This window comes from Seonamhaeicola sp. NFXS20 (assembly GCF_049132085.1).
Classification (GTDB): domain Bacteria; phylum Bacteroidota; class Bacteroidia; order Flavobacteriales; family Flavobacteriaceae; genus Seonamhaeicola.
Window position 1 is genome coordinate 290,049 of the sequence record NZ_JAFMPU010000002.1, and the last position, 20,620, is coordinate 310,668.

The 20,620-nt window shown below is 31.7% G+C and carries 22 protein-coding genes; 5 read left to right on the forward strand and 17 right to left on the reverse strand.

All coding sequences use genetic code 11. The features are described from left to right. The first annotated feature begins 139 nt into the window (after positions 1-139). The 3 genes from J1D01_RS04500 (at position 140) to J1D01_RS04510 (ending at position 3,870) form a co-directional block, all read left to right on the forward strand. The gene (locus J1D01_RS04500; protein WP_372937152.1) at positions 140-1,546 is read left to right on the forward strand and encodes a Do family serine endopeptidase; all 1,407 of its coding nucleotides are present in this window, start codon (positions 140-142) and stop codon (positions 1,544-1,546) included. Between the two features lie 138 nt (positions 1,547-1,684). Continuing rightward, positions 1,685-3,133 (forward strand): glyceraldehyde-3-phosphate dehydrogenase, encoded by a 1,449-nt coding sequence (locus J1D01_RS04505; RefSeq protein WP_421149979.1) that lies wholly within the window; start codon positions 1,685-1,687, stop codon positions 3,131-3,133. Positions 3,134-3,249: 116 nt separating this feature from the next. After that, entirely contained in the window at positions 3,250-3,870 is a 621-nt protein-coding gene (locus J1D01_RS04510) for a tRNA (guanine-N1)-methyltransferase (RefSeq protein ID WP_421149980.1), read from the forward strand. A 91-nt stretch (positions 3,871-3,961) separates the two neighbouring features. Here J1D01_RS04510 and J1D01_RS04515 read toward each other — a convergent pair whose 3' ends face one another. From J1D01_RS04515 to J1D01_RS04590, 16 genes are all read right to left on the reverse strand, one after another. After that, entirely contained in the window at positions 3,962-4,627 is a 666-nt protein-coding gene (locus tag J1D01_RS04515; protein ID WP_372937149.1) for an SCO family protein, read from the reverse strand. Next, positions 4,624-5,253: a toxin-antitoxin system YwqK family antitoxin gene (locus J1D01_RS04520; protein WP_421149981.1), complete on the reverse strand. Its 630-nt coding sequence runs from the start codon at positions 5,251-5,253 to the stop codon at positions 4,624-4,626. The genes J1D01_RS04515 and J1D01_RS04520 overlap by 4 nt, the downstream gene beginning before the upstream one ends. 1 nt (position 5,254) lies before the next feature. After that, positions 5,255-6,001 carry a YHYH protein gene (locus J1D01_RS04525; RefSeq protein WP_421149982.1) on the reverse strand — a complete coding sequence of 249 codons (747 nt, stop codon included), beginning with the start codon at positions 5,999-6,001 and terminating at the stop codon, positions 5,255-5,257. A 61-nt stretch (positions 6,002-6,062) separates the two neighbouring features. Continuing rightward, complete coding sequence (locus J1D01_RS04530; protein WP_372937146.1) at positions 6,063-6,584, reverse strand: EF-hand domain-containing protein; 522 nt, start codon at positions 6,582-6,584, stop codon at positions 6,063-6,065. 25 nt (positions 6,585-6,609) lie between these two features. Beyond that, positions 6,610-8,061: a CotH kinase family protein gene (locus tag J1D01_RS04535; protein WP_421149983.1), complete on the reverse strand. Its 1,452-nt coding sequence runs from the start codon at positions 8,059-8,061 to the stop codon at positions 6,610-6,612. A gap of 28 nt (positions 8,062-8,089) precedes the next feature. Further along, a complete protein-coding gene (locus J1D01_RS04540; protein ID WP_421149984.1) occupies positions 8,090-9,820 on the reverse strand; it encodes a carbohydrate-binding domain-containing protein in 1,731 nt (576 codons plus the stop codon). Continuing rightward, positions 9,807-10,535, reverse strand: a complete 729-nt coding sequence (locus tag J1D01_RS04545) for a DUF2490 domain-containing protein (RefSeq protein WP_421149985.1) — start codon at positions 10,533-10,535, stop codon at positions 9,807-9,809. The genes J1D01_RS04540 and J1D01_RS04545 overlap by 14 nt, the downstream gene beginning before the upstream one ends. A gap of 15 nt (positions 10,536-10,550) precedes the next feature. Continuing rightward, a complete protein-coding gene (locus J1D01_RS04550) occupies positions 10,551-11,153 on the reverse strand; it encodes a DUF4956 domain-containing protein (RefSeq protein ID WP_372938642.1) in 603 nt (200 codons plus the stop codon). Positions 11,154-11,158: 5 nt separating this feature from the next. After that, positions 11,159-11,908 carry a polyphosphate polymerase domain-containing protein gene (locus J1D01_RS04555; RefSeq protein WP_372938641.1) on the reverse strand — a complete coding sequence of 250 codons (750 nt, stop codon included), beginning with the start codon at positions 11,906-11,908 and terminating at the stop codon, positions 11,159-11,161. A gap of 116 nt (positions 11,909-12,024) precedes the next feature. Next, positions 12,025-13,290, reverse strand: a complete 1,266-nt coding sequence (locus J1D01_RS04560) for an arylsulfotransferase family protein (RefSeq protein ID WP_421149986.1) — start codon at positions 13,288-13,290, stop codon at positions 12,025-12,027. 18 nt (positions 13,291-13,308) lie between these two features. Then, complete coding sequence (locus tag J1D01_RS04565) at positions 13,309-13,635, reverse strand: EF-hand domain-containing protein (protein WP_372938115.1); 327 nt, start codon at positions 13,633-13,635, stop codon at positions 13,309-13,311. 98 nt (positions 13,636-13,733) lie between these two features. Further along, entirely contained in the window at positions 13,734-15,545 is a 1,812-nt protein-coding gene (locus J1D01_RS04570; RefSeq protein WP_421149987.1) for an FAD-binding protein, read from the reverse strand. Further along, positions 15,529-16,170 (reverse strand): ferric reductase-like transmembrane domain-containing protein, encoded by a 642-nt coding sequence (locus tag J1D01_RS04575; protein ID WP_421149988.1) that lies wholly within the window; start codon positions 16,168-16,170, stop codon positions 15,529-15,531. Before J1D01_RS04575 ends, J1D01_RS04570 begins: the two co-directional genes overlap by 17 nt. A 10-nt stretch (positions 16,171-16,180) precedes the next feature. After that, on the reverse strand, positions 16,181-16,396 hold the full coding sequence (locus tag J1D01_RS04580) for a 4Fe-4S dicluster domain-containing protein (protein WP_372938118.1): 216 nt from the start codon (positions 16,394-16,396) through the stop codon (positions 16,181-16,183). Between the two features lie 212 nt (positions 16,397-16,608). Further along, the gene (locus J1D01_RS04585) at positions 16,609-16,770 is read right to left on the reverse strand and encodes a hypothetical protein (RefSeq protein ID WP_372938119.1); all 162 of its coding nucleotides are present in this window, start codon (positions 16,768-16,770) and stop codon (positions 16,609-16,611) included. Positions 16,771-16,859: 89 nt separating this feature from the next. Continuing rightward, positions 16,860-17,144, reverse strand: a complete 285-nt coding sequence (locus tag J1D01_RS04590; RefSeq protein WP_372938120.1) for an EF-hand domain-containing protein — start codon at positions 17,142-17,144, stop codon at positions 16,860-16,862. 185 nt (positions 17,145-17,329) lie between these two features. Between J1D01_RS04590 and J1D01_RS04595 the strand changes: the two genes are divergently transcribed. Together J1D01_RS04595 and J1D01_RS04600 are read left to right on the forward strand one after the other, a co-directional pair. Continuing rightward, positions 17,330-18,385: a sensor histidine kinase gene (locus J1D01_RS04595; protein WP_421149989.1), complete on the forward strand. Its 1,056-nt coding sequence runs from the start codon at positions 17,330-17,332 to the stop codon at positions 18,383-18,385. Next, positions 18,382-19,053, forward strand: a complete 672-nt coding sequence (locus J1D01_RS04600) for a LytR/AlgR family response regulator transcription factor (protein ID WP_421149990.1) — start codon at positions 18,382-18,384, stop codon at positions 19,051-19,053. Before J1D01_RS04595 ends, J1D01_RS04600 begins: the two co-directional genes overlap by 4 nt. A gap of 51 nt (positions 19,054-19,104) precedes the next feature. Here J1D01_RS04600 and guaB read toward each other — a convergent pair whose 3' ends face one another. Further along, positions 19,105-20,577, reverse strand: a complete 1,473-nt coding sequence (gene guaB / locus J1D01_RS04605; protein WP_421149991.1) for an IMP dehydrogenase — start codon at positions 20,575-20,577, stop codon at positions 19,105-19,107. Positions 20,578-20,620: the final 43 nt, after the last annotated feature.

Here is a 20,620-nt window from a genome sequence, read left to right on the forward strand (position 1 = left end):
AATATATGAATATAAAACCGTTTTATTGATTGTTAAGTTGGCGTTAAAGTTGGCGTTAAAAAACAGTTAAATGAAAATATTAAACTAATAAATATTTAATTTTAATCGTTCATTAAATAAAACTTAATACTGAAAAATTATGAAGAAGATTTTATCGTTAGTACTGATTTCGGCCTTAGGTGGTGTTTTAACACTAGGAGGATATAAATTATTTTTAGAAGAGGAAAACACGGTAGTTGTAGATAATAATACACAAACAACCCCTACGTTTTTACCAACAAGTAATATAAACACCTTATATAACACTACCGAAGCACCAGATTTTGTTGAAGCTGCAGAAAACACAGTTCATGCAGTAGTACATGTAAAAAACTTATCTATGAGTTCTGGACAAATGACTTTTGAAGATTTCTTTTTTGGAAGAAGTTCTCAGCGTCCGCAAGTAGGCACAGGTTCTGGTGTAATTATTAATGCAGATGGATATATAATTACCAATAATCATGTTATTAAAAATGCACAAGAACTATCTGTAACCTTAAACAATAATAAAACTTATGAAGCTGAATTGGTTGGTGCAGATGCTAAAACAGATATTGCGCTTTTAAAAATTGATGCCGATGAAGATTTGCCTTTTGTTACTTTTGGAGATTCTGATAATGCCAAAGTAGGCGAATGGGTTTTAGCTGTTGGTAATCCGTTTAATTTAACCTCAACAGTTACCGCTGGAATTATTAGCGCAAAGGCTAGAGATCTATCTGGCAACAGTTCACAATCTTTCATTCAAACCGATGCCGCTGTAAACCCCGGTAATTCTGGTGGTGCTCTTGTTAATACTAATGGTGAACTTATTGGTATTAATACAGCTATAACATCTCAAACAGGATCATACATTGGATACTCCTTTGCTGTTCCTAGCAATATTGCTAGAAAAGTAATTGAAGACATTATGGAGTATGGTAATGTTCAAAACGGTATTTTAGGAATTAGAGGCGGTACACTTAATAGTAAAGCTTCTGAAGAATTAGGCGTTAATGATACTGAAGGTGTTTATATAGCAGAAGTTGTTGAAGATTCTGGAGCTGATAGAGCTGGTTTAAAAGAAGGTGATATTATTAAGAAAATAAATAATATTAAAATTTCTAAATTTTCAGATTTAACAGGTCAAATAAGCTCTAAAAGGCCAAATGATGTTGTTAATGTAACCTACTCTAGAGACGGAAAATTATACACCACACCTGTTACTTTGCTAAAAAATGAAACTTATACCATGCCTTTGGTTGGAGAAGTTAAAAATGCAAAAGAAAAAGATTTGAAAAAACTTAAGGCAGAACATGGTGTAAAAATTATTAAACTAGATGATAAATATGCCGATTATTGGAAAAATAACGGTGTAGAAGAAGGAAGCATTATAACATCAATTAACGGAGTAAAAGTAAATTCTGTTGATGATGTACAAAATGCACTAAAAAACAAATCAGAATACGAATCGTTGAGAATAGAACTAATTAATTCTCGTGGAGAAAAAGAACGATTCAATTTTAGATAATTAATATAAAACATTTAAAACACGCCAATAACCTCTTTAAAATTAAAGAGGTTATTTTTTTTATGTAAACACACTACGAAAACGTTTGAAATATGATAATTTTGCTAAAACTAAACATACAACTAAAACTATTTAAGCATGAATTTTAACAAAACTTATGAAAAAGAATTAGCCTTTCAAGCAGACCGTAGAAGAGCCACTGTAGAGTTTATTAAAACTGTAAACGACTTATGGTATGACAAATCTATAGAACTAGTGCTTTTTAGAAATCAGCTAATAGATAGAACCGTAAGTCAAATATTAAATTTACATGAATACGCAGGTAAATTTGTGCAAAAACCTATTTCTATTTTTGATTCTGTAGAAATTGCCAGAGCTATAAAAACTCTAGATATTCCACCAGCAAAACTTGATATTGGTAAACTAACTTATGAATTTCATTTAGACGAAAACAAACATGCAAACGCCACTGCTTTTGTTGCAAGAAAACTTAAAGATGCTAATAAAAGTAACGGTATTGAGCCCAAAGACGTAGTACTATATGGTTTTGGTAGAATTGGCAGATTGGTAGCCAGAGAATTAATGGCTAGAACCGGAAAAGGCAGTCAATTACGCCTAAGAGCTATTGTTACTCGAGGTGAAATTAATGAAACCATTCTTGAAAAAAGAGCAGCTTTACTCCGCAATGACTCTGTACACGGAGATTTTCCAGGAACCGTTTTAGTTGATACTAAAAATAGCGCCTTAATTATTAATGGCACTACGGTTAAAGTAATTTCATCTAATGCTCCAGAGGATATAGATTATACTAAATTTGATATTAAAAAAGCTTTAGTTATTGATAATACAGGCGCTTTTAGAGATAAACAATCGTTGAGTAGACATTTAAAATCAAAAGGTATTGATAAAGTATTATTAACAGCACCAGGAAAGGAGATACCAAACATTGTTCATGGTGTAAACCATAATGAGTATAACCCAGACAAAACCAAAATATTTTCGGCTGCTTCTTGTACTACTAATGCCATTACACCTGTTTTAAAAGCTATTGAAGATTCTTTTGGTATAAAATCGGGGCATTTAGAAACCATTCACGCATACACAAACGACCAGAATTTGGTTGATAATTTTCATAAAAAATACCGAAGAGGACGTGCAGCTGCTCTAAATATGGTAATTACAGAAACCGGTGCTGGTAATGCCGTTGCTAAAGCATTACCTAGTTTAAAAGGCAAATTAACATCAAATGCTATTCGGGTTCCCGTTCCTAACGGTTCATTAGCTATTTTAAATTTAGAACTTGAGAAAGAAACCTCTTTAAATGGTATAAATACTGTTTTAAAAAAATATGCTTTAGAAGGTGATTTAGTTGAGCAAATTAAGTACGAATTAAGTGATGAATTAGTATCAACCGATATTGTTGGTAGTTCTGCTCCATCTATTTATGATAGTAAAGCAATTATTGTTAGACCAGATGGTAAAAATGCCATATTATATATTTGGTATGATAATGAATATGGGTATAGTCATCAAGTTATAAGGCTTGCAAAATATATTTCTAAAGTAAGACGTTATACTTACTATTAAAATGTAACATCTGAGGTTTAATTTTAAACGTATATACTGAAGCTTCATTATAAGTGGCTATATAATTTATTTTTTTAACTTCGTAATCCAAATACAACCATTTAAACCCAAAATAAATGAATCCGATTAAGCAATCTACTTTTATTTTTCTTTTTTTATTAGTTTCTTTAACATCGTTAAATGCTCAAGGAAAACTAGAACCTCAATCTATTAATGAAGGATCTATAAATGATAAGTTTGAATATGTTTTAAGAAAATCTGGAAACTTTAAAGGCACCAACGGACTACCTTATGAAGCTGTTAAACGTAGTATGCTACTAAGTTTACAAAAACAGACCAACGATTCTATAAATACTTTAAAGAGTAAATTATTAAAGTCAAATACCACTATAATAAATCAGAACAAAGAAATTAATGATTTAAAAAGCAATTTATCTAAAACACAAGCTACTTTAGATAATACAAATAAAGAAAAAGATAGTATGGCTTTATTTGGAATGCAAATGAGTAAAACAGGATATAATATGCTTATGTGGACTATTATAGCAGCTTTACTTGCATTGCTTATTTTATTTATATATAAGTTTAAAAACAGTAATGCCATTACAAAAAAAGCAAAACAAAATTTAGCTGAAATTGAAGAAGAGTTTGATGAGCATAGAAGAGTTGCTTTAGAAAGAGAACAAAAAGTAAGACGCCAATTGCAGGACGAAATTAATAAGCAAAAAGGAGCTTAATTACAATTTATTTACTAGAAAACGAAAAGCTGCAATTAAATTGCAGCTTTTCTAATTATAACCCCTCAACAGCTATTAATCAAAAAAAATATTATTCTTTAAGAAGCGCTTTTACATCAATAATTAATTGTGCAATTGAAGCCCTGTTTAACCCATTATATATGCCCCTTATATGCTTATTCTTATCTATTAACAAAAAGTTTTCTGTGTGTAAAAAATCATTTATATCTGTTTCTTCTCCTAAGTTATTTTCAACAAAATAATGATTTCTTCCAAGGTTGTAAATTTCATCTCTATTACCTGTAACCAAGTGCCATTTATTATCAATAACTTTATTGTTTTCGGCATAAGTTTTTAAAACAGATACAGAATCTGTGGTTGGCATAACAGAGTGAGACAGTAATAGTACCTGAGAATTATTTTTAAACGCTTCCTGTACCTTAAACATGTTGTTTGTCATTTTAGGACAAATACCCGGACAGGTTGTAAAGAAAAAATCGGTTATATAAATTTTATCTTTAAAAGTGTTTTGGGTTACTGTATCTCCTAATTGATTAACAAATTTAAAATTTGGTATTTTATGAAACTGCTGCTCTTCTTTAGTACCTGGCACTAACCAATTTGGTGTAAAAGATTCATTGTTATAATATGGCAAATATGCTACCCTACTAGAATCTACATCCTTAATATTTTCTTTTTTAGCCTGTTCTTTACATGCAAAAACAAATATTATTAAAAACAGTGTAAGGTATTTCATTTTGTATTCTTGTTTTTTATTACCACTTCATCTTCAAGTTTATAACATGAGTTGGCTCGTTTCATACCAAATATGCGTCCATTTTTAGCTTCGTAATTCACGTAAAGTTTACCGTTTTGTAACCATGCTTTTTGCAAACCATGCTCTTTATCATCAACCAATTGCCTTAGTTTTGCTAGTTTACCATTAGGATACCACTTTTTTTCTTCACCTTGCTTTAGGCCATTAACGTAATTTATTTCTGCTTCTAAAACACCGTTATCCCACCACATTTTATAAGTACCATCTAACCTGTTATACTTATAATAAAATTCTTCTCTTAATACACCAGTTTTAGACCATCTTCTACCAACGCCCTCTCTTTTACCTTTTATAAACCCAAGCTTTTCAGCTAAAGCCCCATTAGCGTAATATTTAACAGAATAACCGTTGAAAGGATTGCCTTTATAATACCATTTTCCTTCTATTGGGTTTAAAACCAAATCTGTTTTTAATACCGTTAAAGAATCTATAAGAATAGACTGTTCTTCATTATTAGCTATATCAACTTTTTTATTTGATTCTTGCTTACAACTAACAATACAACTTATTAATATGATAATAAATGTTAATTTTAAAACATTCATTTTAATACCCTTGGTAAGGTCCTGCAAATGCTATATAAGAACCTGTGTTTGAATATAATTCATTTATTATATGATAATGATATTCTTCTTCTCCATTGGTGTATTGTGTAGTAGAAGTATGCCCTCCTGAAGCATCTAAATCTGTTGGGTAGGTACCTGTTGAGTTACATTTTCTACCATACAAGAAAACACCATCAAGTAATATTCCTACTAAATTATCATCATCATCAGTAAATGCTTTTGGTTCTAAATGATAATGGTAAACACCAGGACCAATGTGTGCTCCTGTCCAATCTAAACTAGCAGCTGCTTGATCTAAAGCGCCACCACCTTCTTGGTCGTTAAAAATTGAGGCGCCACTTACCGCAATACCAATTGTATTTAGTTGAGTTTCTACAGTACTTCCTGTTAAATTAGGAGTAGCATCTACTCTAATTGTTGTGGCATTATTATTACTACTCATAATACTTGGTGTTGTAGCAACATCGGGTTCATCTATATAAAGTGCATTACCCTCACCCCAATACACGGTTTCGTGATTTGGTAAGCCTGTTGTTTCTATAACCACCTTACTACCATCTAAATAAATGGTTGTAGCCTCTGTATTGAATGCAGAAAAAGCGGCATGTAACTCTGTAACTATCTCTTCTTCTACTTCATTTGTAGTTTCGTTATCACTTGAGCATGCAATAAAAGTTAGTGCTAACAAAAAAACAAATAACAGAGATATTTTAAATAAATATTTCATAGCTTAATTTTTGTATTTTTTATTTTAGATGCTTTTTTAAGTTAAATCTTGTAAGACTTAATTAATTTCTCCTTTTACGTTTCTTATTGTTTTCTTTAGATTCATAAAAAGCTTTTAATTCATCTATATCAAGTTCTTTATCATCATTAGTATCTATTGCTTCAAAATTTTCTACTAATTCCTGTTGTTGTTTTGCTGCAACTTCTAACTCATTTAAAGTACCATCACCATTATCATCAACCTGTTCTATAAGTTTTTCTGGTGACATCATTTTTGGTCCTTTTCTATTATTTAAAAATGCTTCTAATTCTTCTAAATTTATAAAGCCATCATCATCGGTATCAATTTCATCAAAATCTTCAGCTATTTTACCTCTTTTGTCTTCTGCTGCTTCATCTTTATCAATTAAATCATCACTGTTAGTATCTAACATTGATAAAATTTCAGAAGCATCTGGTCTTCCTCCTCTTTGCTGATCACCACCTTGCATTCCGCCTCTTCCGCCACCAGGAGGTCCTTGAGCAAAAAGTGTTACACAAATAAGCATTGAAAAAATTGTTGTTAAGGTTTTAATGTAATTCATTGTATTATTTTTTATTTTGTTACTGTTAATTTAAATAGTTACTTACTGCCGTATTACGAGATACAACATGAGAGTTTAAAGTACTTACTGCTGAGTAAAAATCTGAACTGCTCTCTAAAAAAGTATAACCGCTTATTTCTGAGGTTGCATAAGATTCAATTAATGCAGAATAGGTTGTGTATTGTGCTTGAATATTGCTTACGCTAAAGGCATCATTTACTATTTCTTGAACATAGGCATCATATTTAGCTTTATAAACGTCATCTGCGTACAAATAACCAATTAAAGGCCAACTACTGCTGCTTAATCCCGAAAAATTTAATGGTAATGAGCCTCCCATATTTCCTGTTTGTAAGGCTTCATTATTATCCCAAGGAATCCATGTTAGTTTATTTGTGTTTGGATTGTTGTACAGATAATAATTATGTGTCATTCTTCCATAAGTATCCCAGTTTTGAATGACGGTGTTTGCTGCTAAATATTTTAAAAACACATCGGTATCAAAAACGGCTTCTAAATTTGCTCTCCAAGTTTCAGGATCTGTGGTTCTAGTATCATCATGTAAAACTGATAATAGATTTTGCACATCTGAAAAATCATCATCATCTTCATTGTTCTTTTTTACATATTCATCTTCATCATAAGTTCCGTAGGCAAAACTTGCTGCATCACCATCGGGTTTGTATAAGTTTCCATTATTATCACCAAAATAATCATCTAAAAGGGTATCTTCTACATCTTCAACTAAAGTATAAACGCCAAAATATGTTGGACCATCACCATAGTCTACATACAATGTATAAAATGCTGTACGTGAGGCAGCTAAACCTGCGTTTCTAAATACATCACCAGCTACTTTCTCTCTCATCATAGACTCATCATTGTAATTATTTTTAAGATGAAGTTTTTTAAATCCGTAAAAACGTTGATTATCTATTTGTGGATAATCATCTTCAAATTCATCAAAATCTAACTTGAATGATAATTTTAAATTACCACTTTGCCATGTAGATTGTAAGCTAGAATTTCCTTTAAATCTAACTCCTACTCTATACCATTCTATACCGTTATAAAACACTTCGGCTGGCACAAAAACAGGGTCTTCATCTGTATCTGACAATCCTGATCCGCCTGAAAACCTTCCAAAGGTACCATAGGTATCTGTCATATCATCTAACATAGTTTCCCAACGCTCTTCTGTTATAACAATATCTATTCGTTTTATGGCTTCGTCTTCAAAGACTTCATCATAATTTGGGTCTGCATCTTTACTGTGTGTTTCTGTAGTCCAGTCTGTAGCTTCAAAATCGGTATCGTCTATTACAACTACATCATCATCGTCATCGTCGTCGTCATCGTTATCTGAAATAATTTCTGAAGTATTTTCATCAGAACCACAAGAGGAATAGGTTACTATTGTAGCACCAAATATTAATGCTACAAAAAGTAATTTGATTTGTTTTATATTTTTTTTCATAGTACTGGTTAATAATTAAATGTTATATCTAGTTAACGGTTGTGGTTTTACTTGAAATTGTAAAACTTTTATAGAGTGTTCCAGGAGTATATGTTTCGTTTTCATATAAACCATTGGTTTCGGTTCCGGTAGAGCTTCCTCCTAAATAGATATTATATGTATCTGTACCTAAACTAGAAGATGAAAATACTACAGATTTGTATTTTTTTGCTGGCTTAAATGTTAAAATACTTTCGCCGGAACTGTTTTGAATATGAAATAAACTGCCTGCTGATTGGGTAGATGATAATTTAACAAGTACAGAATACTGATCTGACGAGCTACTACCTGCTTCATCCATATTAGACGCATAACCTGTTGCTACTAAAAAACCTCCATCTAAACTTAATGTGCCATCACAATCTAAGGGACTGTTGCTTTGAGCTGTTGGCCCGTTTAAGATTACGGTTCCTCCGGTCATTGTTAAATTGCCATTAGAGTCTAACCCATCTCCAGAACAATCAATAACTATATAACCTCCTGTGATGTATAAATTATTACTAGTAGCACCAGCTGCATTAATAGCATCATCACTTGTGTTTATATTTAGTGTGCCATTATTAATGGTAATATCTGGAGCTTCAATACCTTCAACACCTTCTGTAATGGTAATTTCTCCACCATTTATTTCGATAGTGTCATCTGAATGAATGGAATCATCTCCTGTTTCTAAAGTAAAGGTTCCTTCATTTATTGTAATATCATATGATGCGTGAATATTATCATCGGATGAATTTATATTAAAAACACCGTCTTCAATTAAAATAGCCATATTAGATTTAATGCCTTTTGCTGAATCATCTGAACTTAAATAGCTGCTGCTACCTCCGCCTGTTTCAATAATAAAGTCTCCAGAATTTATTTCTATATAAGTTTCTGCAACAATACCATCGCCTTCGGCAGTGATTTTAAACTCTCCAGAATCAATAATAATCCATCCGTTGTTTAAATCTTCATCATTATCTGATGTTATACCATCTCCTTCGGCATTAATAGTAATATTTCCGTCTTTAATAATTAGGTAATCTTTTCCTCTTATACCTTCATCTACACTTGTAACATTAATAGTGCCACTAGCTATTATTAAACCATCTTTACTAGCAATTCCATCATTATAATTAGCATTTACAATTAGTGTTCCTTCGCCATAAATTGTTAGGTCATCATCACTAAAAAGTGCTGCATTAGGTTCATCGTCATCATCTTCAAAAACATAACTACTGGCATCTGTTAAATAATTGGTTGTGTTTTCTGTAAGAATTACAATTGTTTTTTCTGAGCTAGCAATATTAATAGGTGCGCTTGTAGTACTTGTAATATTTACTTCGTTTAAAATAAGTCTTACGGTTTCATCATCATCTGTATCTACTACTATTTGCCCATCATTAAGAGTGCCCGACACCTCATAATTTCCGGCAGAATTTATTGTTACAGTAGTTCCGCTAACCGTGGCACCTTCTCCTGTTACTGTAATAGATGTTCCGTTTAGTGTAATATACACCACGCTGGAACTGTCCCAAACATAATCGCTACTTTCCTCGTGGTTTTCTCCTATTTCTGATACACTTGTGTCATTTCCATCATCTTCATTGTCATCATCATCTTCAGAGGTTGTTTCTGTTAAGTCTGAATCTGAACTGCAAGCACTAAAAGTTAATGTTGAAACACCAAAAAATAATAGTACTGAAAGAAAATATATATTTAATTTATTTCTCTTCATTTTTTTTGTTTTTAAAGGTATACGTGTATTTTAATCCAATAATATTAGTGGTTTCTGGAAACTCTTCGTTTAGTTCTTTTTGAAACCTATAGAACACCCCAATGGTTCCTACTTTTTTTAGTTTGTATTCTGTACCAAAGGTTAAACGGTATTTACTAAATTCATTCTCTGCTTCTTTCCCAAATCGATTAAATATTTCTGCTGAAATTTCTGGATCTAATTTCCAGTTGCTAAAATTGTATTCTAAAGATGTTTTAAAACGTAGGGTTTGTTTTGCGTAATCGCCTTCGGAAGTACTTACTCCTAATTCATTTTTGTTTTGATAACGTAATCTGTATTTAAGTGACAGGTCGTTTATTTTGTGTTTGTAAGACGCATCTATATTATACCGAAAATGATTTTCGTAACCTTGAACATTTCCTACGTTATCATTTTCTCTTATGTACCGAAGTCCTGCTCCTAGTTTAAAGCCTTTAAACACTGTGTAGGTAGCACCAAGTTCTGAGAAATATTCATCAACTTCTGATATATCTTCTTTTAATCTTAATTGCCCCTCAAGGTTAAATGCCCATTTTTCATCTAGCTTATACTTTAAATTTATAGCTGTCCAGCTAGCTAAATCATTAGTGTCATCTTGTGAAAAACCAAATGAAGTAAAAAATAGGCCTACAAAAACCACTAAAATTTTCATATGTTTCATTCTATTAATATCCATTTAAGTGATTTTTAATTAATTTGATTTGAAATAAAAGATGGTTACTTCGGCAGTGTCTTTTAAAAAGTCTACATTACCAATAGTTACTTTATTTATAGTTAACCCTGTTCTGTTTTCTAAATCTTCTTTTAAAAGTTGGTAATTTTCGGGTTTAATGTTTTCTATATTTTCGTAAAGAATAGCTTTAGACTCCTCTTGTTTTAAAGCCCAATATTTTTCAATAGCAACTAACACAAAAATTACAAGTGCGTTAGCGGCTATAATTTCGGCGTAACTCATTTTTTTGTTTGCTAAGGAATTGATTACAGACACACCAATTACTACAAATAAATAAGTCATTTCTTTAATAGGAATGGCATCTGTTCTGTAACGGATGATGCCGAAAATGGCAAATAACCCAAGTGCCATACCAATGTCTAGTTCATATTTTTTTAAGGTAAAACATAGAAAAAATACAATAGCACTAATTAGGTAATAAGTAAAAACATAGTCTTTACGCTTTGCTATTGGGTAATAAATAAACCTAATGATGATGGTTAAAAATGTAAAGTTAATGATGAATCTAAACATCATTTTAAAAAAATCGTCATCAAAAATTGGTATCTCTAAAAATTCCATGGGTATTATGCTATTAATTTGTTAACTTTCATTAGTTTGCTTTTAAACCTGTTGTATTTCAAATCACGATAAACACTTATCATGCCAATACAATACTTGCTGATTTTGTAAGGGTTAATTTGTTTTAATTTTAACTGTTTTACTATTGGAGAAGTTCTGGAGAATCGTTCTTGTTTTACTTCAATAATCACCAAATTTTTGTAGATTTTATAAGCCTTTTTTATTTTAAAAGAAAGGTTTAAATCTATTGTTAACCGTTCTTTATTTTCAATATTTACTAAGGTTATTCTATTGAATTTATTCCAAATAATGGGTTCTAAATCAAACGATTCTTGGGTAGTATTTTCTATAAATTCTATTGAATTATCTGATAAATCTGTCTCAAAATCGTCAATTGGTATTCTAGATTTTGTGGTTTTTCCTTTACCATCTTTTTGTTTTATTTCTAGAAAACATAAATCTGATTCTACATATTTACGCATTCTAACCTTAGTTCTATTTACTTTTCTGTTATGATGATCTAAGTAGAACTTTTTAGATGGTGTATCAAAATACAATGATGAGTATGTTAAAATTCTATTATTATTTATTTCTAGAACTCTGTATTTGTTTTGAATGCTTTTTAAAACAGAAATTAAATCTTTTTCATGAATAATGAATTTAGTATCGGTACGCTTCATTAACGCTACTGAATCCATTTCTGCTAAAGAAATGGGTTCTAACCCTTTAACTATATTTACTATTTGCTTATTCATTTAAAAATACTTTTCTATTTAAAAAAAAGCTCCATAATTATTTTTGTTATGGAGCTTTTCAACTAACTAACCAAACAATTCAAAAAACTAAGTTTCACTTTAATTTTGTGTATATTTTATAATCCTAATGCAGTTATAGCAGGAGAATCTATTTCAAACGGATAAGTTCTCCAAATACTATTGTAATTTGTATTTTGCCATAAAACCTCACCACTTTCACTAACTTCCCAAATGGTTCCTGCAGTTCCTTCTCCTATTAAAGTATTGCCGTTGCTCATTCTACTAGCACTACTTGTTGTTAAACTATATAGACTAGAGTCTGTAAATTCCCAAGTTACTGAAGGTTCATTATCTTGACCAGCAACCAATGTATAAGGTGGACTTAATTCATATTCTATAGCAGCTGATTGTCCATTATATATGTTGTTAGAGAATACTAACATATTACCTGTATCTAAAAGGTTTGGATAATGAACACGGTTTAAGGTTACTTCTCCTGTATTATCGTACGTTAATGGGTTTCCAAAACGATATACTAAATCTCCACCTAAATTATAGTTTCCTCCAGTACTAGATGCTGCTTCTGTTGTAGAGGTGCTATGATCTATTACCCATACTTCGCTATAATAATTTACTGTTACATATAGTAAATCATTTGTCTCATCTATTGTGATACCATTGGCATGCATAATGTCTCCATCTGATTGACTACTATTGTAATTAATATCAATCTTATTAGGATTATCTGCTATAACTCCATAATTAGCTTTTGAACTGTCATAATCTTGTACAAAATGATCTTTGGCATGCCATTCCCAAACAACTTCGTTGGTAAGTGGATTTAACTCTACAATAGACTCTGGATATATAGCATTATTTCCAGAAAAGCCCATTTCTTGTGCTTCTGTAGTAGTTACTCTTTCCCATACTAGGAAAATGATATTACCATTGGATAAATAATCAAAATCATGATGTGCCCTATAATCTGTGTCGGAATAGGTAACTTCCCAATCTATTGATTGGTCTGCGTTTATTTTTCTAAACTTTCCACCATAACCACCAAATGTAATATTAGAGTTAGATGATCTTAATTGTGCTATTAAACTACCATCATCTAAAAGTTGAGCATCATCTCCTAGCTCTTCTCCATCAAAATCCCATTCAAAAAGTTCATCGCCGTCATGGTTTATTAAAAATGCACCATCAAAACCAGTATCAACAACTAAGATGTATGAATTTGTATCTAGTGTACTATCATCCTCATCATTACTTGTTGTACTTGTATCATCATCACTACATGCTACTACTAATGCTATTAATAAAAATAGTTGTAGTAACATACCTATTTTATTTTTTTTGATTTTTACTGTTAATTTTTTCATGATTTTTTATTAAAATGATTAATTATTTCCTGGTCCTCCCTGAGGTCTTCCCTGGCCTTGTCTTTCTGGTTTTGGAGCATTTTCTAATTCTTCTTTTGAAAGAAAACCATCCTCATCTGTATCTATTTTAGAAAAATCATTTTTTAAAGGCCCTTTAACTTCAGATTCTGATAATTTCCCATCCTTATTGCTATCCATTTCTTCAAGTAATTGTGTTATACTTGGTTGCCCACCTTGTCCTCTTTGTTCATTACCTTGTTTTTTATCTGTTTCTGAAGATTTACATGATGTGAATAACGCTATGGTTACTACTGTAATTACTAGTTTTATTGTCTTTCTTTTCATAATTATTATTATTTTTATGATAATTTCTAATTCAAATATCTATAAAAATCAGGCTTCATCTTTGTGTTTTCTGTGAACACACTTAAGTTTTCAGTAGACTAGCTAATCTGTTCTATTTCCTTGTTTTCTGAGGTTGTTGCCCAAGTGTTAAATGGTTGTTTTTCTAGCTTCATTTTACCATCTTCACCTTTAAAAATATTAATCCATGCTTGCCAGTTTTCATTATCCATTTCTGGGTAATCTAACCTATAATGACTGCATCTACTTTCGGTTCTCATTAAGGAAGCTCTCAACTTCATTTCGGCACTTATTACCATATTTTTTGTTTCATGAGCTAAACGCAATTCGTGTAAGTTTGAAGCTCTTAAATGTGGCACATGATGATCTCTAAGTTCTTCTATATATGCCAAGGCAGCTTTCATTAAATTTTCCTTTTTTATATACAAAACAAAGTTGGGTATCATAATACTCTGTAACGTTTGGGTTACCCATGCAGGACTATAGCCTGCTTCTCGTTTTAAGGGAGCTAAAATGTCTTCTTGAATACTTTTTAGTTTTGACGCAGATACATTCTTGTTTTTTACAGTTTTGCTATAATTGGCAGCTGTTTCTCCTGCAATAGCACCTTGTACCGCCGATCCTGATAACGACGAACCAATTTGCGTATAAATTCCGCCAGCCATATAAGAGCCTAAGGCATCTCCTGCTGCATATAAGCCTGGAATTGTAGATTCACATTTATCATTTATGGGCACCAACCCCTCTGCTTTATGTATAGACATACCTGCGGTAGATCCTCCCACTACATTACCTCCCATTCCTGGAGGTGCACCTTTTCCATCTTTTCTTGGAGGACGTTTTCTTTCTCTGTCACCAGGAGGAGGCCCTTGTCTTTCTTCTCCATCTTGTGGAGGGCCACCACCCGGAGCGCCTTGACTTGAAAACTCTTCGGGTCTATATGGTCCTCCTGATACTGTGTTATTTTGATTTCCTCTTCCTGGAGGTCCCATTTGTGCTGCTCCACCATTTACATATGCCATGTAATTCATATCCACACCCAAATCGTGCCTAATTTCAATGCTTGTTGTACTGGGTTTTTGTTCAAACATATCACCCCACCCATCATAACATGCTGCAGGATTTTCTGATCTTGCTGGGTGGCCATCATTCCATTCTTTACCTGTTACTTTTGCACCAATATTGTAGGCCATTACAGTGCCATCATGGGTTAAATCGCCTATGGGAAATCCGTTTGGTTTAAAACCTCCAGCACCTGTGCATAAAATCACGCTTTTAGCTTCATAAAAAAGTACTTTTTGTTCATCTATACTAAAACCTGCAGCCCCTACTACTCTATCGTCTTCTTTAATTAAATGTGTTATGGTAACCCGCTCTTGAACCGGTATGTTTCGTTCTTCTATAGGTTTGCTAAAACTTTTGTTATACAATGAAGATTCAAAAAAGCCCCAGTCTTTTAATTCGTTTACTCTTGCTAATGAATTTTCGGCTAGTTGTCTGGTATAAGCTTTATTATTGGTACCTAGTGCCGAACGAGATACTTTAGCAACAAATTCATCTATACTTAACTTTTCTTTGTCTTTATTATAAGCAAAAATACCTTTGGCAAAAGGTGTTTGACCAGAAGCCCCTAATCTGCCTTTTGAAACCATTAAAACATTAGCACCTGCATCATGAGCCTTTACAGCAGCAAACAAACCTGCCATACCGCTTCCTACTACTAATACATCTGTACTTATTGTGTTATTTTCCAAAGTTTCAGCATCAATTTCTTGATTATTTATAGCCCAATCCATATTCATTCCAAATCCTCCCATGGCAACAAAACCAGCTGCTCCTCCTGTTAAGGTTATAAATTTTCTTCTCGAAATATTTTTAGTGTCTTTTTTCATTTTTCTTAGTTTTAAAAAGATATTTTCTTATTACATAATAAATGCCAATAACCACAACCAATAAATAGAACAATGAAAATGAGTTATTGCTATGTCTACCCATATTAATAACATGCCAAGTAGCTATAGCCACAAACAACAAGGTTAAATACCCATGAAATCTTCTCCAAGTTTTATATTTAAGATGTATTTTAAATCTGAAGAAAGCTGTAATCATTAAAATAAGCATGATAGCATAAGCAATTATTCCTAAGATAACGCCAGTACTACTAAAGGTTGTAATTAATCTTATAAAAGCATCGGTTGGTGTAACACCATTATCAAAGAACTTTGGAATTATGATAAAAAATGGGTGAAGTAATATTACAGAGATAAAAAAGTACCCTACAAATCTATGAATAGCTAAAATATTAACCATTCTAATTTGCTTCATCAATTTATAGTTTAATCTAGATGTGAAAAACTGAGATAGCAACAGTGAAAAGGCTAAAATTGTAACTATTGATAAGGTTTCCATTAAATTGGTTCTTCTTTGAAAATTCCCAGAGAAATACAAGAATAAGGGCACCATTATAAATGTGATAATTAGTACTGAAAACTTGATTATGTAACTACGTATTTTCATAACTTTAAATTTAGCCCCAAGAAACAATGACAGGTATAGATTTATCTGGTGTGATTGTGATAGCATCTACAGGACAATACATCCTGCATAAATGACAAATTTGGCAGTCTTCTGCATACACTATTTCTGCCTTTTTAGTATTAGGACTTAACCTAATAACATCGGTTGGGCAACTTTTTATACATTCTTCACAACCGATACAACCGTTTATACTTTTTATTGGCATGCTGATACGTATTTTAGCTTTAGAGAATAAATTTCGTAGAATTTTTAAAGCCAAATGAGTCCTTTCTGTGAATGACAATAACTTTTAAGTGTATGGCTATTTTTAATATGAATTTGGTTTTTATTAAAAAATTAAAGCTTCGCGATTTCTCACGAAGCTTACTGCTATTAACCAAACACTCCAAAAAACAAATGTTCTTTTATAATTTAACTTTATTTCTTATCCTCAGTTGATTTAAATTTTAAAACTACCCCAACAGCTATTGCTATAATGATGACAATTAAAACAGTATAAATAATAGTTGAAAAACCAGATAAATCATCTTGAGAATTCAGTAGATTAGACTGTTCATTATCTAATACTAATGGTATCATAAAGTTATTTTAAATTTTGTTTTATCTTTTACTTTTAACCCAAATTACTGCTTTCCACAAAGGTTAAATTACAATAAAACACATATAAATTAATATTTAGGTCTTTTATCTTCTGGTTTTGGAGCATTCTCTATCTCTTCTTTAGAAAGATATCCATCTTCATCACTATCTATTTTTGAAAACATCTCTTTAAGAGGCCCTTTAACTTCTTTTTTTGAAAGTTTTCCATCTTCATTGGCATCCATTTCCTTAAAAATTTCATCTACAGAAGGAGGTTCTTGGTTTCTTTCTCGGTTACCAGACTCTTGTGCATATGATGTAAAAGTGATTAAACCACTTGCTACTATTCCAAATAAAATTGATTTTGTTTTCATTATTAAAATTTTAAATTAATTTTTATACAAAGGTGGTGGTTACTTTAATACCAATGTTAGATTTTCTGTAAATAGCCTTAACTTTTCTGTAAATAATCACTTTAACTCTGTTACTTACATAAATACCACCCTTTTTTAGAGCTTTTTAAAATATTCATAGATTTTTTTTTGCTTTACTTTGCAATATGAATAGAACTATAAGACTCATTATTCAATCTGGATTGTGGTTGATAATAGGCAATATTATTTGGTTAAATCAAGACGCAAACATTGAAATACTCAAGGAAAACTTGGTTGTTTTAATGTTTCAAATACTACTTATTAGTGCGCTTATTTACTTTGCTGCTCCTAAATTGTTATTTGAAAAGAAACATTTACTTTTTGCTGTTTTTTCAATTTTATTAATTGGCCTTTTTGTTTGGGTTTTATCCCATATTTTTCATGCGCCTTTAGAAGAAGTACAACCAGCTATTAGACCAGAAATGAGGCCTCATCCTACTCCAGAAATGAGACCTCGTCCTCTAGAAATGAAAAAACCACCAACTCACTATTTACTTTATTCTTTAATACTATCTATTACTTATGTTCTAGCTTTATCTATAGAGGTTTATAGCTATTTAAAACAGAAAGAAAAAGAAACAATAAAGGCTTTAAATGTTAATTTACAAAATGAACTTAAGCTTTTAAAGTCTCAAATAAATCCTCATTTTTTATTCAATTCATTAAACAATATTTACACTTTAGCAGGAATAGATTCTAACAAAACACAAAAAAGTATTATTCATTTATCTGATATGTTACGATACGTATTGTATGAATGTGACCAAGAAACCGTTCCACTAAAAAAAGAGATTGAGTATATAGAAAACTACCTAAAATTATTTACATTAAAAAGCAGCAAAACGTATCCTATATCAACAGAGTTCACCATATCTAATCATGCTGCTACCATAGCTCCCATGTTGCTAATTCCTTTTATAGAAAATGCTTTAAAACATAGTAATATTGATGATATTAACAACGCTTTTATAAAAATAAAAATAGAAGCAGATGAAAAATCACTTAATTTTGAAGTAGAAAACAGTAAACCTCAAAAAATAATAATAAAGGACAAAGTTGGCGGTATTGGTTTAGAAAATGTAAAGAAAAGATTAGCTATATTGTATCCTAAAAAACACCAATTAATAGTAAGTGATAACGAAACCTTTTTTAAAGTTAAGCTTCAATTAAAATTAACATGAATAAAGTAAAATGTATCATTATTGATGATGAAGAATTAGCAAGAACCCTCATACAATCTTACATTGATAAAATTGATTTTTTAGAAGTAGTTGATTCTTTTGAAAACCCCTTAAATGCAATACCAATCTTAAAAGAATCTCATGTTGATATTATTTTTCTAGACATTCAAATGCCCGAATTAAAAGGCACTGATTTTGCTAAATTAATTAACCCAAAAACAAAGATTATTTTTACCACTGCCTATTCTGAATATGCCTTAGAAGGCTACAATTTAAATGCATTAGACTATTTATTGAAGCCAATAACTTTTGAGCGTTTTTTACAAGCAGTAAATAAATTTAAAAAAGAAGATACCTTCATTGAAGATTCCATTACTGTAAAGTCTGGATATGATTTGCACAAATTAAAGTATGATGATATTCTTTATGTTGAAAGCGATAATGAATATGTTGTTTTCTTTACTAGCGAAAAGAAAATAATGAGTCACCAAACCTTAAAATCGCTCGAAAAGAAATTACCTGCTTCTTTATTTTTAAGGGTACATCGTTCTTACATTGTGAATAAGCAAAAAGTATCTGCTTTAAAGGGAAGAGACTTATTAATTTCTGAAGTTAAAATTCCTGTAAGCGATAGTTATTACGATACGGTTAAAACCGAATTATTTTAAAACAAAAAACCCTGATTTATTCAGGGCTTTTGTTTATTAATATGCTACTTTTTATCTAGAATAATTTGGAGACTCTTTAGTGATAGTAACATCATGCGGATGGCTTTCATTAATACCACTAGCGGTAATTTTAACAAATCGGCCATTTTCTTTTAAAGTTTCAATATCTTTTGCTCCGCAATACCCCATACCAGCTCTTAATCCGCCAATAAATTGGTGAATGCTTTCATATAAATCACCTTTATAAGGCACACGCCCTACAATACCTTCTGGTACTAATTTTTTAATATCATCTTCAACATCTTGAAAATAGCGGTCTTTACTACCTTGTTTCATAGCTTCAACCGATCCCATTCCTCTATATGATTTAAACTTTCTTCCTTCGTATATAATAGTTTCTCCTGGAGATTCTTTAGTTCCTGCTAAAAGCGAACCTAGCATTACAGAATCTGCTCCTGCAGCAATAGCTTTAGGAATATCGCCCGTATAACGAATTCCGCCGTCTGCAATTACCGGAACACCACTTCCTTTAATGGCTGCGGCCACTTCTAAAACTGCTGAAAACTGAGGAAAACCAACCCCTGCTACCACACGTGTAGTACAAATAGAGCCTGGACCAATACCAACTTTTACCGCATCTGCTCCGGCTTCAACCAAATATTTTGCTGCTGAGCCTGTAGCTATATTTCCAACAATAACATCAAGTTCTGGGAATTTTTGTTTTATTTCTTTTAAAACAGCTACTACCCCTTTGGTATGTCCGTGCGCGGTATCTATTACAACCGCATCTACACCTGCTTCAACTAAAGCATCGGCACGCTGTACAGCATCTGCAGTAACACCTAAAGCTGCAGCTACACGTAAACGTCCATAACTATCTTTGTTAGCTATGGGTTTCTGAGTCACTTTGGTAATATCTCTAAAGGTAATTAATCCAGATAGTTTATAATTATCATCTACTATAAGTAGTTTTTCAATTTTATGCTCTTGAAGAATAATTTCTGCATCGGATAATGATGTGCCAATAGGGGCAGTAATTAGGTTTTCGCCTGTCATTACCTCTACAATTGGTTTTTCATTTTTGTGTTCAAAACGTAAATCACGATTGGTAACTATACCTTTTAAAGTACCGTCTTTTGCAACAATAGGAATACCTCCTATGCTATGTTCTGCCATAGCACGTTTAGCGTCTGCTACCACAGCGTTAAGAGGTAATGTAACAGGGTCTATTATCATACCGCTTTCGGCACGTTTTACACGTCTTACCTTAGTGGCTTGAGCCTCTATGGTCATGTTTTTATGAAGTACCCCTATACCACCTTCTTGAGCCATGGCAATAGCCATTTTACTTTCAGTAACAGTATCCATAGCTGCCGAAATAATAGGCACATTAATGGTAATATTACGAGTGAATTTGGTTTGAATATTAACTTCGCGTGGAAGTACTTCAGAAAATGCTGGAACTAAAAGGACGTCATCGTAGGTTAAGCCTTCTCCTACTATCTTGTTTTGATGTGCAGTCATGATGCAATTACATTAATAATTGCGTGCAAATATACAACTATTA

Excerpts from the sequence above, each read along its gene's own strand:
- J1D01_RS04500 (WP_372937152.1), top strand. The coding sequence starts at position 140 with ATGAAGAAGATTTTATCGTTAGTACTGATTTCGGCCTTAGGTGGTGTT.
- J1D01_RS04530 (WP_372937146.1), bottom strand. The coding sequence starts at position 6,584 with ATGAATTACATTAAAACCTTAACAACAATTTTTTCAATGCTTATTTGT.
- J1D01_RS04590 (WP_372938120.1), bottom strand. The coding sequence starts at position 17,144 with ATGAAAACAAAATCAATTTTATTTGGAATAGTAGCAAGTGGTTTAATC.
- J1D01_RS04505 (WP_421149979.1), top strand. The coding sequence starts at position 1,685 with ATGAATTTTAACAAAACTTATGAAAAAGAATTAGCCTTTCAAGCAGAC.
- J1D01_RS04535 (WP_421149983.1), bottom strand. The coding sequence starts at position 8,061 with ATGAAAAAAAATATAAAACAAATCAAATTACTTTTTGTAGCATTAATA.
- J1D01_RS04565 (WP_372938115.1), bottom strand. The coding sequence starts at position 13,635 with ATGAAAAGAAAGACAATAAAACTAGTAATTACAGTAGTAACCATAGCG.
- J1D01_RS04520 (WP_421149981.1), bottom strand. The coding sequence starts at position 5,253 with ATGAATGTTTTAAAATTAACATTTATTATCATATTAATAAGTTGTATT.
- J1D01_RS04540 (WP_421149984.1), bottom strand. The coding sequence starts at position 9,820 with ATGAAGAGAAATAAATTAAATATATATTTTCTTTCAGTACTATTATTT.
- J1D01_RS04550 (WP_372938642.1), bottom strand. The coding sequence starts at position 11,153 with ATGGAATTTTTAGAGATACCAATTTTTGATGACGATTTTTTTAAAATG.
- J1D01_RS04575 (WP_421149988.1), bottom strand. The coding sequence starts at position 16,170 with ATGAAAATACGTAGTTACATAATCAAGTTTTCAGTACTAATTATCACA.
- J1D01_RS04515 (WP_372937149.1), bottom strand. The coding sequence starts at position 4,627 with ATGAAATACCTTACACTGTTTTTAATAATATTTGTTTTTGCATGTAAA.
- J1D01_RS04570 (WP_421149987.1), bottom strand. The coding sequence starts at position 15,545 with ATGAAAAAAGACACTAAAAATATTTCGAGAAGAAAATTTATAACCTTA.
- J1D01_RS04510 (WP_421149980.1), top strand. The coding sequence starts at position 3,250 with ATGAATCCGATTAAGCAATCTACTTTTATTTTTCTTTTTTTATTAGTT.
- J1D01_RS04580 (WP_372938118.1), bottom strand. The coding sequence starts at position 16,396 with ATGCCAATAAAAAGTATAAACGGTTGTATCGGTTGTGAAGAATGTATA.
- J1D01_RS04555 (WP_372938641.1), bottom strand. The coding sequence starts at position 11,908 with ATGAATAAGCAAATAGTAAATATAGTTAAAGGGTTAGAACCCATTTCT.
- J1D01_RS04560 (WP_421149986.1), bottom strand. The coding sequence starts at position 13,290 with ATGAAAAAATTAACAGTAAAAATCAAAAAAAATAAAATAGGTATGTTA.
- J1D01_RS04525 (WP_421149982.1), bottom strand. The coding sequence starts at position 6,001 with ATGAAATATTTATTTAAAATATCTCTGTTATTTGTTTTTTTGTTAGCA.
- J1D01_RS04585 (WP_372938119.1), bottom strand. The coding sequence starts at position 16,770 with ATGATACCATTAGTATTAGATAATGAACAGTCTAATCTACTGAATTCT.
- J1D01_RS04595 (WP_421149989.1), top strand. The coding sequence starts at position 17,330 with ATGAATAGAACTATAAGACTCATTATTCAATCTGGATTGTGGTTGATA.
- guaB (WP_421149991.1), bottom strand. The coding sequence starts at position 20,577 with ATGACTGCACATCAAAACAAGATAGTAGGAGAAGGCTTAACCTACGAT.
- J1D01_RS04600 (WP_421149990.1), top strand. The coding sequence starts at position 18,382 with ATGAATAAAGTAAAATGTATCATTATTGATGATGAAGAATTAGCAAGA.
- J1D01_RS04545 (WP_421149985.1), bottom strand. The coding sequence starts at position 10,535 with ATGGATATTAATAGAATGAAACATATGAAAATTTTAGTGGTTTTTGTA.